We start from the raw sequence: 14,003 nt of genomic DNA on the forward strand, positions 1-14,003 counted from the left end.
CGCGGGAAACAGAGGAAAGGCTTATTATGAACGTATTTTCGTCACAGGCGGGCTGGCCTGCGTCGCAGGTGCTGATCTATCACCCGATACAAGATATCTGGATATATCTCCTGGCGGCGGCGGTGCTGCTGTCGCTGTCGGTGTATACCTGGCGGTACCGGCAGTCGCCGCCAGCCTTGTACCTCGCTCTTGGCTCCGCCGCCCGGGTCGTCTGGCTGGTCGCCCTGGTCATGATTACCGTCAGCCCGGCTCTGGCCGACAAGCTTCGTTGGGCCGTCATCCACCAACTAGGCGCCCTGGCCGTCATCCCAGTGGCTCTCATGACCGCCCTCCACCTCACCGGCCAACGGCCGGTCGTCATCCGCGCCGCCCGTGTCTTCCTCCTCGCCATCACCGGCTTTTTCTGGCTGGCTGTTCTTACCGGCGGCTGGCACGACTGGTACTGGCGAGGCCTACCGTGGGACGTCGCGACCTTCGGTTTCATTCGCGGGCCGCTTTTCTGGACGGCCATGATTATAGGCTACCTGACACTCGCGGTTACCCTGGCGCTATACATCCACCGTGCGGTCCGCACCTCCGGACTGCGGCGCTGGCAGGCACTGGCCGTCCCGGCCGACATGGTGATATCGGCGGCCGGCCATATCCTCTGGATTACCGGCCCATCAACGAGCTTCGCGTTGCCGCTGGGCTTCCTGCTCGGCAGCCTGGTGTGGTTTGCCATCTTTTTCGGGCTGCGGGTCTTCGACCTGCAGGAGCTGGCCGAGGCCACGGTCACGCGCGATATGAACGACTGCCTGATTGTGACTGACGCCCAGGACTACATCGTCGAGCTCAACCCGGCGGCCGAGGTGCTATTCCGCGAACAGGCGGCGGCAATGGCAGGCAGACGGGCGGCGGCGGCGTTCGCGCCCTGGCCGGCTTTAGCCGCGCTGGCGGAAAGCGGCGAGGCGCGGGCGGAGGAGATCGCGGTGGCCGGCGGCCACTACCTTGCCCGGGTGTCATTGTTGACCGGCTGGGGAGGCAGGCACTTCGGCAAGGCGATCGTCCTGCAGGATATCGGCGAACTGAAAAAGGCCCAGGCGAGGATAATCGAGCAGGAGAAGGCGTTGTCGATAATGGCGGAACGGGACCGGCTGGGGCGCGAGCTGCACGACGGGCCCGGCCAGGTATGGAACTATCTCAGCCTCAAACTGCAGACCGTCGACGCCTTCCTCACGAACGGCCAGTCGCAGTTGGCGAAACAGGAGATCGCGGGACTCATCGGCACGGTCGGACAAATGAACGCTGACGCCAGGGCGTCGATCGTCGGCCTGAAGCTGGCCGGCGACACGGGCGACGATTTCATTGCCAAGCTGAGGGACTACCTGGCGTGGTACCGGGAAAGCACCGGCCTTGCCGTAGAGTTGGCCCTGCCGCCCGACTGGACGGAAAAAATAATCAGCCGCTTTCGGGAAGTGCAGCTTCTCAGGATAATCCAGGAAGCGCTCACCAACGTCCGCAAGCATGCCGGCGCCGCCCGCGTCAGGGTCGGCATCGAGAAAATCGGCAAGCGGGCGGTCGTGTTGGTCGAGGACGACGGCTGCGGCTTCGATATGACGGCCCTTACGGCGGGCAAATCCAGCTTCGGGCTGCGGATCATGGCCGAACGGGCCGCGGAGGCGGGCGGACAGTTGGAGATAGAGTCGAAGGTCGGCCGGGGCACGAAGGTGATCGTCCGCTTCGACCCGGAAGGCAAGGTGTGAAGCGATGAGGATACTGCTGGTCGACGACCAGGCCCTGATGCTGGAGGGGCTGCGCAGCCTGCTGACGGCCAAGGGCTTTACGGTGGCGGGCACGGCGCAAAGCGGGGCGGAGGCGCTGATGAAATACGAGATGCTAAGGCCTGACCTCGTGCTGATGGATATCCAGATGGCCGGACTCGACGGCATAGAGACCACCAGGCTGCTGAAAAAGGAATACCCGGAGGCCAAGGTCGTCATGCTCACCGGCGTCGAGACTGACAGCAACCTGGTAGCCGCCATCCGGGCCGGGGCGGAAGGGTATCTTTTGAAGGATATGGATGCGGACGGCTTCGTGCGCCAGCTCGCGGCGGCCGCCGCCGGGGAGATGCCGTTCGCGCCGGGGCTGGCCAGGCGGCTGCTGGACAGGCTGAGCGACCGGCCACGGCCAGAGGACCACGGGCCCGGCGGCGAGGAGCGGCGACTGACCGAGCGGCAGAGCGAGCTTTTGCGGCTGCTGGCCGAGGGGCTGACCTACAAGGAGATCGCCGCCCGGCTGGGGCTGGCGGTGGATACGGTAAGGTACCACATCCGCGAGATACTGGCCAAGACGCAACTGGCCAACCGGACGCAGCTCATCGCAAACGCCTCGCGCCTCACCGCCAAACCTTAATAAAAACTAACGAAAGTGGTAGTCGGCGACTACCACTTTTTCTTTTGGGGGACTACCGGAAAAGGAGGTATGGAAAAAGACAAAATTTGCTACTATTGTCTTAAATGAGACAAGTATGGGCGCCCGGAGGGGAAAAACCGTGATCAAGGCAGCACTGGAGATCGGGATATGCGGCGCCGGCCCGCGATGGTCGGGCGTCGAGGAGATACTGCGCCGGCAGGAGGGCCTCCGGGTCAGGCGGCTGGGCGACTCGCTGGCGGCAGCCGTCCCGGAGATATTGATGCTGTCGCCGCACGCGGTGCTGTTCGAGATAAACCGGGCCGCCCCGGCCGATATCGCCGTCATCATGCAAAGGCTGCCGGGGACGCGGCTGATAGGCCTGAGCGCCGCCGGCGACGCTCTGACGGTATTCGCGGCCAGCGAGCGCACCGTGCGGAGCGTCGAGGAGCTGGCGCTCATCGTTGAGGGCGGCCACGCCGCCCCCGTGAACGAAAGGAGAAACGACCATGCGTAAAACAAGATTGCTCGCCACCGGCATGCTCGGCTTCTGGCTGTGGCTGGCCGGCCTGCCCGCCAACCACGACACCGCCGGCCAGTGGCTGGCCGGCCGCCTGTCCCCCGCCCGCGCCGCCGACGTCAGCGGCGAAGTCACCGCCGGCGCCACCCTGACCGGCGATAACGTTGTCGGCACCTCCCTGACCGTCAATGCGGAACTCTACACCGGCAGCGGCACCCTGACCGTCAACGCCGGCGCCACCCTCACCAACAACAACATTTTATGGAATTGGGATACCAGCAATGTCTATGGCACGCTCATCAACAACGGCACCATCGTCAACAACGACACCGGCGTCCTGTCGCCCGGCGGCGGCAAACTTGGCCGCATTACCGGCGGCAACCTGACCAACAATAACACCATCATCAATTATTCCGATATTGGGTCGGCCGGCGGCACCCTCACCAACAACGGCACCATTGCCAACCTCGGCGCCGGCAACATGGCCTTTCATCATGGCACCAACCGGGGCCGCATTACCAGCGACAGCGGCGGCTCGCTTACCTTGTATGATACGGCCAACGAGAGCGGCGGCACCATAACCGGCTACGGCAGCCTTCGCATATACACCTCCACAAATAAAAGCGGCGGCACCATAACCGGCTACGGCAGCATAGTCATAGAAGCCTCTACAAATGACGCCGGCGCCGCCATCGACAACTACGGCACCGGTGTTACTATAAACCTTGTAAATAGCGGCACCGTGACCAACTACGCCGGTGGCACGCTGGACATGGCCCGGTCCACGGAAAACAATGCCGGCGGGAAGATCGTGAATCACGGCACCCTGACAAATACCCAATATACGGCCGGGCTGAAAATGACCAATAACGGTATCCTGGAAAACAGCGGCTTTTTCCAAAACACGTATACTCTCGGCTTGCGGGCCGTCCTGGACAACAACGGCGCGCTGACCAACAACGCCGGCGGCACCGTCGACAATCGCGGCCTCATCACCAACAACGCCGGCGGCACCATCGACAACGGCGGCACCTTCGCCAACGCCTACAGCTTCGACAACCTCGGCACCGTCGTCAACCGCGGGACGTTCTCCGGTCTCGGCGCCGTCTCCACCGTCAACCGCGGCACCTTCACCAACGCCGGCGTGTTGACCGTCCTGGACAATTATCAGACCCTGACCAACACCGGCACGGCCTCCTATGTGAATAACGGCTGGGTGGTCTGGCAGGGCGACGGGCATACCCATCCCAATGTCGCCACCCTGGACAACAGCGGCACCCTCGTCGATGTCACGAATTACGCCACCATCACCAACCGCGCCGCCGGGACGATCGCCGTCACCGCCGGGGCCGTTAACTGCGGCGGCCAGCTGACCAACTACGGCCGCCTCGTCAACAACGGCCTGTTTCTTAACATGGATGACCAAAGCAGCGGCGGTTACGCCTACAACCCGCTCGTCACCGGCACCCTCACCAACAACGGCAGCATTACCAACAGCGCCGGCGCCACCTTCGAGAACAAGGGCGGCGCCACCCTGAACAACAACGGCACCCTCTACAACTACGGCACCTTCGCCAACAAAGAGAATATGACCAACGACGGCCACGTCCCCGGCACCATCGCCAACACCGGTGCCATCTACAACTACGGCACGCTTACCAATCAGGACGGCTCGACCCTCACCTCCAGCGGCTCCCTCTACAACTACGGCACCTTCACCAACGCCGCCGGCTCTACCCTTACCGTCACCGGCGGCACGGTATACGGCCCCATCGTCAACAACGGCACTTTCAACATCAGCGGCGGCAGCTTCACCCTGCCGGCCGCCGGGCAGAGGCTGTCGATCACCAACCTCAGCGGCTCCGCCGCTTTCAGCTTCGCCGGCATCACCGCCGGCGCGCCGGACGTCACCGTCACGACCAGCGCCGCGGGCAGCCATACGCTGACGGTCATGGGCAGCGGCGCGGCGACGGGGACGGCGAAGGCGGTCGACCTGCCGGCCGGCAGCACGGCGACGTTCACGGGCGGCGGCGACGTGGGGGCTTACTACTGCACGCTGGCCAAGGGGTCGACCCTGGGCCTCGACGCCGAGGACTACTATTTCAGCAGCAGCGGCCTGCCGTCGGCCATCTCGAAGGCGGCCATGGGCACGACGGTGAGCACGACGACGCTCTGGTACGGCGAGATGAACGAGATACGGAAGCGGATGGGCGAGCTGCGGATGGGCGGCCAGTCGGCGGACGATTTCTGGGCGCGGGCTTACGCCAGCCGCTTCACGGTGCGGCCGGCGGGGGCGGGCGGCTACAGCCAGCGGATGAACGGCCTGGAGCTCGGCAGGGACAACCCGCGGAGTTTCGCGGGGGGCAAGAAGTACACCGGGTTCCTGCTCGGCTACGGCAAGGCGGACAACACGTTCGACGGCGGCAGTGGCGGGACGACGGAGAGCGGCTATCTGGGGGCCTACGCGAGCTGGGTGCGGGAGAACGGGGCGTATTGCGACGTGATCGGCAAGTACAACCGGTTCAATACGCGCTTCTCGACGGCGAGCGACCGCGGTGCCTACGAGAACAGCGGCTTCGGGCTGTCGGCGGAGCTGGGCAAGAGGTTCGAGCGGGGCGACGGCTTCTTTATCGAGCCGGCGGCGGAGCTTGCGGCGCTGTGGGCGGGCCGGGCGGCGTACACGACGGCGAACGGCCTGAGCGTGGAGGCGCCGGCGGCGACGTCGCTGCAACTGAGGCTGGGGCTGACGGGCGGCCGCAAGTGGCAGGGGGCTGACGGGGCGGGCCGGCAATTGTACGGCAAGGTGGCGTGGGTGAACGAGTACAGGGGCGACTCCACGACGCGGGTGGACGGGGCGACGTTCGAGACGAGCGTGAAGGGCCACCAGTGGGTGGCTGGGCTTGGATTCGTGTACGACAGCGGCAGAAGCCAGCTTTACATCGACGCCGAGAAGTCGTGGGGGACGACGGTCAGCAAGGACTGGGGCGTCAACGCCGGTATGCGTTGGAAGTTTTGAGCAAGCGGAGTATTTCTCTCATACCTTCATCACCTCGCTGCGGAAGCCAGGCTTCCGCAGCTTTCTTCGTCCGCAAGCCGGCTTTTCCCCCGCGGCAGGTCTGTCTTCCGACGCCTTCTTCTCCGCCCATACTCCCTCCGCCGGACTCGTACCACATAACAGCGCACGCCCTGCTTCCGCCGCCTTCCTTTACTGCCCATGCGCCCTCCGCCGGACTCGTACCACATAACAGCCCACGCCCTGCTTCCGCCGCCTTCTTTTACTGCCCATACTCCCCTGAATCGCAGTCAGGTCTGTTCAGCTTTCAGTCAGGCACCTTGGTTAAGGCGAACTTAGCCGCTTCCGACACACCAATCCGACCGGGAAAATTTACAAAACCCCCCTTGACTTTGCCGATGAGCATTATTATAATATAAACAAAGGATAATAATTATTGATTAATGATTATTATCAAAAATATTGTACATAGGAGGATCTACATAATGGAAGAAAGACGGGCCATGCCCCTCATCGGCGACGACGCGCCGGCCTTCGTCGCCAGGACCACCATGGGAGACATCAGCTTCCCCGGGGATTACAGCGGCAAATGGGTTATCCTCTTCAGCCATCCCGCCGACTTTACCCCCGTTTGCACCACCGAGTTCATGACCTTCGCCTCCATGCAGGACGAGTTCCGCGCCCTCAACACCGAACTTATCGGCCTTTCCATCGACAGTATCTACGCCCATATCGCCTGGCTGCGGACCATCAAGGAAAAAATCGACTTTAAGGGCATGAAGGGCGTGGAGGTCCTTTTCCCGGTCATCGAGGACCTTAAGATGGAGGTCGCGGCGAAATACGGCATGGTCCAACCCAACGCCTCCACCACCCAGGCCGTCCGCGCCGTCTTCATCATCGACCCCGCCGCCAAGGTCAGGTGCATCATGTACTACCCGCTCAGCACCGGCCGCAACCTCGACGAGATAAAGCGCACCCTTATCGCCATCCAGAAGGCCGACGCCGAAGGCATCGCCACCCCCGCCAACTGGCAGCCCGGCGACGACGTCATCATCCCGCCCCCTGGCTCCTGCGGCGCCGCCAAGGAGCGGGTGGAGAGCGCCGAGGAAGGAAAATACTGCCTCGACTGGTTCATGTGCCTCCGCAAGGATAAATAACCAACTCCCCTTCTTCAGGGCCCGGAAGTTTCCGGGCCTTGTTTTCTTCCCGGCCGGCGGTTTGCTACCCGCCCCCCATTTGTGATAATATTTTCTTACCCGTAAGGGCTAAACTTCCGCTTTTCCACCCTGAGACACGAGGTGACGACGTGCATCCCTGGCTCGACCTGTTCGGCATCATCGCCTACCGCGTATTTTTCGTCTTCTTCGACCTGACCTTCTGGCTGGTGGTTGGCCTGGTGGCCTTCCAGTACCGGCGTATGCAGCAGGATCAGCTTAAGATGTTCGGCATCCCCGGCCCTAGCCTCTTCCGGCGGGTCGCCGCCGCCGCCGCCATCGGCGCGGCCGGCGGCGTCGTGGGCAGCTTCGTGCTGACCTTCGTCGGCCTACCTCTCAATCACCTCGGCCTCGCCTACATCTGGCCGGTCGTCATCGCCCTCATGCTCGTCAACCTCCGCTTCATGTGCTTCGCCTACGCCGGCGGCCTCGTCGCCGTATCCAACGTCCTGTTCGGCTGGCCGGATGTCAACGTCCCCCAGGTCATCGCCCTCGTCGCCGCCCTGCACGTCACCGAAAGCATCCTCATCTTCGTCAGCGGCCGCTACGGCGCCGTGCCCATGATCCTCCAAAAAGACGACGGGCGCGTTGTCGGCGCCTTTACCCTCCAGAACTTTTGGCCGTTGCCCCTCGTCCTCCTCATGGCCTTTGTCCCCGAAACGATCGCGGGGATGATAAAAATGCCCGACTGGTGGCCGCTGCTGCCGATGCCGGACAAACCGCCGGTCGGCGACGAGTGGCACTACGCCCTCGTCCCCGTCGTCGCCGCCCTCGGCTACGGCGACATCGCCGTCGCCAGCACCCCCGCCGAGCGCCGCCGCCAATCCGCCTTCCACCTTGCCCTTTACAGCCTCGCCCTCCTCGGCCTCGCCGTCCTGTCGGCCAGGTACGCCTGGCTGCAATTCTTCGCCGCCGTCATGTCGCCCCTCGGCCACGAGCTGCTCGTCCAGCTCGACAACCGCCGCGAGATGCGGGGCGAGCCCCGGTTCGTGCCCCCGGAGCGCGGCGTCATGGTCCTCGACACCGTCGCCGCCACCCCCGCCAGCCAGGCCGGCCTTCGCCCCGGCGACATCATCCTCGACCTCGGCGGCCTCGGCGTCGACAATACCTTCGAACTGGCCCGCGCCATCAGCTTCGCCCCCGACGCCTTCGACATCACCGTCAGCCGCGACGGCGCCGTCACGCGCCGCCGGGCCAGCTTCGCGGGCGGCGAGCGGCGCCTGGGGGTCATCCCCGTCCCCGAGGGCCGCGAGCAGAATTACGCCCGGCTTGTCGGCAACCGCTTCGGCCTGCTCGACTGGCTCAGAAACCGTTTTCGCAAAAGCGGATAATCGTTCTCATTCTTCTGTGGTTATGATATAATTATTACTAACCGATAATTTTTATAAATTAATTTCCAGCCGAGGAAAAATTTCGTGCGGATTCCCGCCGTTTGCCAGACAGTTGCCAGGGTAAATGTCTGAGCGGATGTCAGGGGAAATGCCAGGGTTTTTGCAAGAAAAATGCCAGATTTTCCCCGGACCGCTTGCCCGAACATACGTACTGTAGTACAATGGAAACGACGAACGCTTGTTCTAAAAATAGCTTTGCGAGGCGGATATGACGACACTTGTCCCCAAACTAAAAACCACCTATCAGGAAGGCGGCCGGCCCTTCGAGGTCGTCGCTCCCTTCGTGCCCACCGGCGACCAACCCGCCGCCATCGCCAAGCTGGTCGGCGGCATTCAGGGCGGCGACTGGGCCCAGGTGCTGCTTGGCGCGACCGGCACCGGCAAAACCTTCACCGTCGCCAAGGTCATTGAGGCGGTCCAGAAGCCGACCCTCGTCATCGCCCACAACAAAACCCTCGCGGCCCAGTTGGCCAGCGAGTTCAAGGAGTTTTTCCCCCACAACGCCGTCGAGTACTTTGTCAGCTACTACGACTACTACCAGCCCGAGGCGTATATCGCCCACACCGACACCTACATCGAGAAGGACGCGTCGATCAACGACGAGATCGACAAGCTGCGCCACTCGGCCACCAGTTCGTTGTTCGAGCGGCGCGACGTCATCGTCGTGGCCAGCGTGTCCTGTATATACGGCCTCGGCTCGCCCGAGGACTACTACAACCTCGTGCTGTCGCTCCGCCAGGGCCAGGTGAGGGACCGCGACGAGATCCTCCGCAAGCTGGTCGACATCCAGTACGAGCGCAACGACATCAACTTCACCCGCGGCACCTTCCGCGTGCGCGGCGACATCATCGAGATCTTCCCGGCCGCCTACGGCGAGCGGGCGGTACGCGTCGAGCTGTTCGGCGACGAGGTCGAGCGGATCATCGAGATCGACACCATCACTGGCGAGGTGCTGGCCGAGCGCAAGCACATCGCCATCTACCCCGCCAGCCACTATGTCACCTCGCGCGACAACATGCTGCGAGCGACGCAGGACATCGAGGCGGAGCTGGCAGAGCGGCTGGCCGAGCTCAAGGCGCAGGACAAGCTCCTCGAGCACCAGCGCTTGAGTCAGCGCACCAGGTACGACCTGGAGATGATGCTGGAGATGGGCTACTGCTCGGGGATCGAGAATTATTCGCGCCACATTACCGGCCGCAAGCCGGGCGAGGCGCCGTACACCCTTATCGACTATTTCCCCGACGATTTCCTGATTGTCGTCGACGAATCGCATGTCACCATCCCGCAGCTCAGGGCGATGTACAACGGCGACCGCTCCCGCAAGGAGGCGCTGGTCGACTTCGGATTTCGCCTGCCGTCGGCGTTCGACAACCGGCCGCTGACCTTCGACGAGTTTGTCGAGCGGATCAACCAGATCGTCTATGTGTCGGCGACGCCGGCTCAGTACGAACTGGGGGCGTCCACGCAGGTGGCGGAGCAGATCATTCGTCCCACAGGCCTCCTCGATCCCGAGGTCGAGGTGCGGCCGATCAAGGGGCAGATGGACGACCTGCTGGGCGAGATCAAGGCCCGCGCCGCCGCCAACGAGCGGGTGCTGGTCACCACGCTGACCAAGAAGATGGCCGAGGACCTGACCGAGTACCTCAAGGAGATGGGGGTGCGGGTGCGTTACCTCCACTCGGACATCGTCACCCTGGAAAGGTTGGAGATCATCCGTGATCTCAGGGCCGGAGCCTTCGATGTCCTTGTCGGCATCAACCTGCTGCGCGAGGGGCTCGACCTGCCGGAGGTGTCGCTGGTCGCTATCCTCGACGCCGACAAGGAGGGCTTCCTCCGTTCGGAGACGTCGCTCATCCAGACGATCGGCCGCGCCGCCCGCAACGCCAACGGTCGGGTCATCATGTACGCCGACGTCGTCACCGACTCGATGCGGCGGGCCATCGGCGAGACCGACCGCCGCCGGGCGGTGCAGCAGGCCTATAATGCCGAGCACGGCATCACCCCGCAGACCATCCGCAAGCGGGTCAAGGAGATCATCGAGACGACGAAGGTGGCCGAGACGCCGGGCGAGTACCGCGCCGAGCGCATCAAGTCCATGTCGCGTTCCGAGACGCTGGCGCTCATCGCCAAGCTGGAGAAGGATATGCGCCAGGCGTCCAAGGTGCTGGAGTTCGAGCGGGCCGCCGAGTTCAGGGATATGATCGTCGAGCTCCGCCAGGGACTGCAGAACGCACCGCCGGCGATGAAGGAGAAGAAGAAAACGCGGGGCAAATAAAACGTTGTCCAGCGCTTGATATTTTTGCATTTAATTATTTGCGGAGGCTATTTACGTTGAAAGATAAGATTTACGTCAAAGGGGCCAGGCAGCATAACCTGAAGAATATCGATGTGGAGATCCCGCGCGACGAGCTGGTGGTCATCACCGGCCTGAGCGGCTCGGGGAAATCCTCGCTCGCTTTCGATACTATCTACGCCGAGGGGCAGCGCCGCTACGTCGAGTCGCTGTCCGCCTACGCCCGTCAGTTCCTCGGCCAGATGGACAAGCCGGACGTCGACTATATCGAGGGCCTTTCCCCGGCCATTTCGATCGACCAGAAGACGACCAGCCGCAACCCCCGTTCCACCGTCGGCACGGTGACGGAGATTTACGACTACCTGCGGCTGCTGTTCGCCCGCGCCGGGCGGCCTCACTGCCCCAAGTGCGGCAAGCTCATCAGTCAGCAGACGGTCGAGCAGATGGTCGACCAGATCGTCGCTCTCCCCGAGGGCACCCGCCTGTCCGTCCTCGCCCCGGTCGTTCACGGCAAGAAGGGCGAGCACCAAAAGGTGCTTGAAGACATCCGCAAGGACGGCTACGCCCGCGTACGGGTGGACGGCGAGGTGCTGGAGATCGGCGCCGATATCAAGCTGGAGAAGAACAAGAAGCACAACATCGATGTGGTCGTCGACCGCATCGCCATCAGAGAGGGCATCGCCCCCCGCCTGGCCGACTCGCTGGAGACCGCCCTGAAGCTTTCCGAGGGCCTGGTGGTGATCGACGTGGTCGGCGGCAAGGAGCTGATCTTCAGCCAGAACTTCGCCTGCGCGGAGTGCGGCGTCAGCCTGCCGGAGATCGCGCCCCGGATGTTCTCGTTCAACAACCCGTACGGCGCCTGCCCAGACTGCACCGGCCTCGGCAGCAACATGGAGATCGACCCGGCGCTGGTGGTGCCGGACGGCTCCAAGTCGCTGCTCGACGGTGCGCTCGCCCCGTTTTCCAGGAACACTAATTCGTGGTTCATGTGCCAGCTGGAGGCGCTGCTCGAAAAGCGCGGCCATTCGCTATACAGTGTGTGGGACGAGCTGCCGGCCGACGTGCAGCAGGCCGTCCTGTGGGGGGCGGGGGAAGAGAAGGTTACCTTCGAATACGAGAACCTGCGCGGCGAGCGGCGCCTCCACCACACCCACTACGAGGGCGCCATCCCGACGCTAACCCGTCGCTATAAGGAGTCGAACTCGGACTGGTCGCGCGAGGATATCGAGGAATTTATGAGCACCAAGCCCTGCCCCACCTGCAAGGGGGCGCGGCTCAAGCCCGAGGTGCTGGCCGTGAAGGTGGGCGGCAAGAGCATCTACGAGGTGACCAGGCTGACAGTGGCCGACTGCGCGGATTTCTTCGCCGGCCTCGAACTCACCGAGCGCGAGCGGACGATCGCCCACCAGATTCTCAAGGAGATCAAGGCGCGGCTGGGCTTCCTTCTCAACGTCGGCCTCGACTACCTGACCCTCGATCGGGCCGCTGGCACCCTTTCGGGCGGCGAGGCCCAGCGCATCCGCCTGGCCACTCAGATTGGCTCGGGCCTGGTCGGCGTGCTCTACATCCTCGACGAGCCGAGCATCGGCCTTCACCAGCGGGACAACAACCGCCTGCTGGCCACCCTCCAGAAGCTCCGCGACCTGGGCAACACCATGCTGGTCGTCGAGCACGACGAGGACACGATGTACGCCGCCGACCACATCATCGACATCGGCCCCGCCGCCGGCGAGCACGGCGGACGCATCGTCGCCCAGGGGACGGTGGAGGAGATCAAGCGCAACCCGCTGTCGGTCACCGGCCAGTACCTGAGCGGCAAGAAGGCCATCCCCGTGCCGGAGGTCCGCCGCCAGCCGAACGGCAAGTGGTTGGAGGTGGCGGGGGCGCGGGAGAACAACCTCAAGAACCTGACGGTGAGGTTCCCGATGGGCGTGTTCACCGCCGTGACCGGCGTGTCCGGGTCTGGTAAGAGTACGCTCGTCAACGAGATTCTGTACAAGGGCCTGGCCGGCCGCATCTCCGGCAGCCGCCAGCGGCCCGGCGACCATGACGCCATCCGCGGCGTGGAGTATATCGACAAGATCATCGACATCGACCAGTCGCCGATCGGCCGCACGCCGCGCTCCAACCCGGCGACCTACACCAGCCTGTTCGACGCCATCCGCGAGGTTTACAGCCAGACGCCGGAATCGAAGGTGCGGGGCTACAAGCCGGGGCGGTTCAGCTTCAACGTCAAGGGCGGGCGGTGCGAGGCCTGCCGCGGCGACGGCATCATCAAGATCGAGATGCACTTCCTGCCCGATGTGTACGTGCCCTGCGAGGTGTGCAAGGGGGCGCGCTACAACCGCGAGACGCTGGAGGTGAAGTACAAGGGCAAGAGCATCGCCCAGGTGCTGGACATGGTGGTGGACGAGGCGGTCGAGTTCTTCCAGAATATCCCCAAGATCCACCGCAAGCTGGAGGTGCTCCAGGACGTCGGCCTCGGCTACATCAAGCTCGGCCAGCCGGCGACCACCCTTTCGGGCGGCGAGGCCCAGCGGGTCAAGCTGGCCACCGAGCTGGCGCGGCGCTCGACCGGCAAGACGCTCTATATCCTCGACGAGCCGACCACCGGCCTCCATACCGCCGACATCCACCGCCTGCTGGAGGTGCTGCAGCGGCTGGTCGACGGCGGAGACACGGTGGTGGTCATCGAGCACAACCTCGATGTCATCAAGACGGCCGACCACATCATCGACCTCGGGCCCGAAGGCGGCGACCGGGGCGGGATGGTCGTCGCCCAGGGTACCCCGGAGGAGATCGCCGCCTGCCCGGTGTCGTACACCGGCAAGTTCCTGGGGCCGGTGCTTGAAAAGGGGAAGAAGATTGCGAAGAAAAGCAAGGCTGTGTGATGAAAAAAGGCTACCTGCGCCGGGATGGCGCGGGTAGCCTTTTTATATTGGGGAGGGCTTTTGAGTTCATGGCACGCTTTACCTAGCGGCCGGGCCGTAGGTGCTGGGCTCCGGTACTCCGACTGAACGCGCCGTACGGCTTGCGTTGCGCGCCCGCGGGCACCGTCGTCAACTGACGTCCATGTCAGTAGACTCCTCGCTCGGCCGTCCATGGCCTCGCGTGCGGCGGCGCTGCTCTGCTTCGCCAACGGCGCGGTAACAGCCTCCGTAAAGTCGCCCTGCACCTGCGTCCC

At 63.8% G+C, this 14,003-nt stretch carries 8 protein-coding genes; all 8 read left to right on the top strand.

Going from position 1 to position 14,003, the window contains the following annotated elements; genetic code table 11:
* The first annotated feature begins 26 nt into the window (after positions 1-26).
* The 8 genes from Q4T40_22405 to uvrA all read left to right on the top strand — a co-directional run bounded on the left by Q4T40_22405 (position 27) and on the right by uvrA (position 13,710).
* Entirely contained in the window at positions 27-1,742 is a 1,716-nt protein-coding gene (locus Q4T40_22405; protein ID MDT8903995.1) for a histidine kinase N-terminal 7TM domain-containing protein, read from the top strand.
* 4 nt (positions 1,743-1,746) lie between these two features.
* The gene (locus Q4T40_22410; GenBank protein MDT8903996.1) at positions 1,747-2,391 is read left to right on the top strand and encodes a response regulator transcription factor; all 645 of its coding nucleotides are present in this window, start codon (positions 1,747-1,749) and stop codon (positions 2,389-2,391) included.
* Positions 2,392-2,530: 139 nt separating this feature from the next.
* On the top strand, positions 2,531-2,905 hold the full coding sequence (locus Q4T40_22415) for a hypothetical protein (protein ID MDT8903997.1): 375 nt from the start codon (positions 2,531-2,533) through the stop codon (positions 2,903-2,905).
* Positions 2,898-5,924, top strand: a complete 3,027-nt coding sequence (locus tag Q4T40_22420; protein ID MDT8903998.1) for an autotransporter outer membrane beta-barrel domain-containing protein — start codon at positions 2,898-2,900, stop codon at positions 5,922-5,924. The genes Q4T40_22415 and Q4T40_22420 overlap by 8 nt, the downstream gene beginning before the upstream one ends.
* A 482-nt stretch (positions 5,925-6,406) precedes the next feature.
* On the top strand, positions 6,407-7,078 hold the full coding sequence (locus Q4T40_22425; GenBank protein MDT8903999.1) for a peroxiredoxin: 672 nt from the start codon (positions 6,407-6,409) through the stop codon (positions 7,076-7,078).
* Positions 7,079-7,227: 149 nt separating this feature from the next.
* Positions 7,228-8,466 carry a PDZ domain-containing protein gene (locus tag Q4T40_22430; GenBank protein MDT8904000.1) on the top strand — a complete coding sequence of 413 codons (1,239 nt, stop codon included), beginning with the start codon at positions 7,228-7,230 and terminating at the stop codon, positions 8,464-8,466.
* A 268-nt stretch (positions 8,467-8,734) separates the two neighbouring features.
* A complete protein-coding gene (uvrB, locus tag Q4T40_22435) occupies positions 8,735-10,801 on the top strand; it encodes an excinuclease ABC subunit UvrB (protein ID MDT8904001.1) in 2,067 nt (688 codons plus the stop codon).
* A gap of 56 nt (positions 10,802-10,857) precedes the next feature.
* A complete protein-coding gene (gene uvrA, locus Q4T40_22440) occupies positions 10,858-13,710 on the top strand; it encodes an excinuclease ABC subunit UvrA (protein ID MDT8904002.1) in 2,853 nt (950 codons plus the stop codon).
* Positions 13,711-14,003 lie beyond the last annotated feature (293 nt).

The organism is Selenomonadales bacterium 4137-cl, from assembly GCA_032334055.1.
Taxonomy (GTDB): Bacteria; Bacillota; Negativicutes; order Sporomusales; family UBA7701; genus Anaeroselena; species Anaeroselena agilis.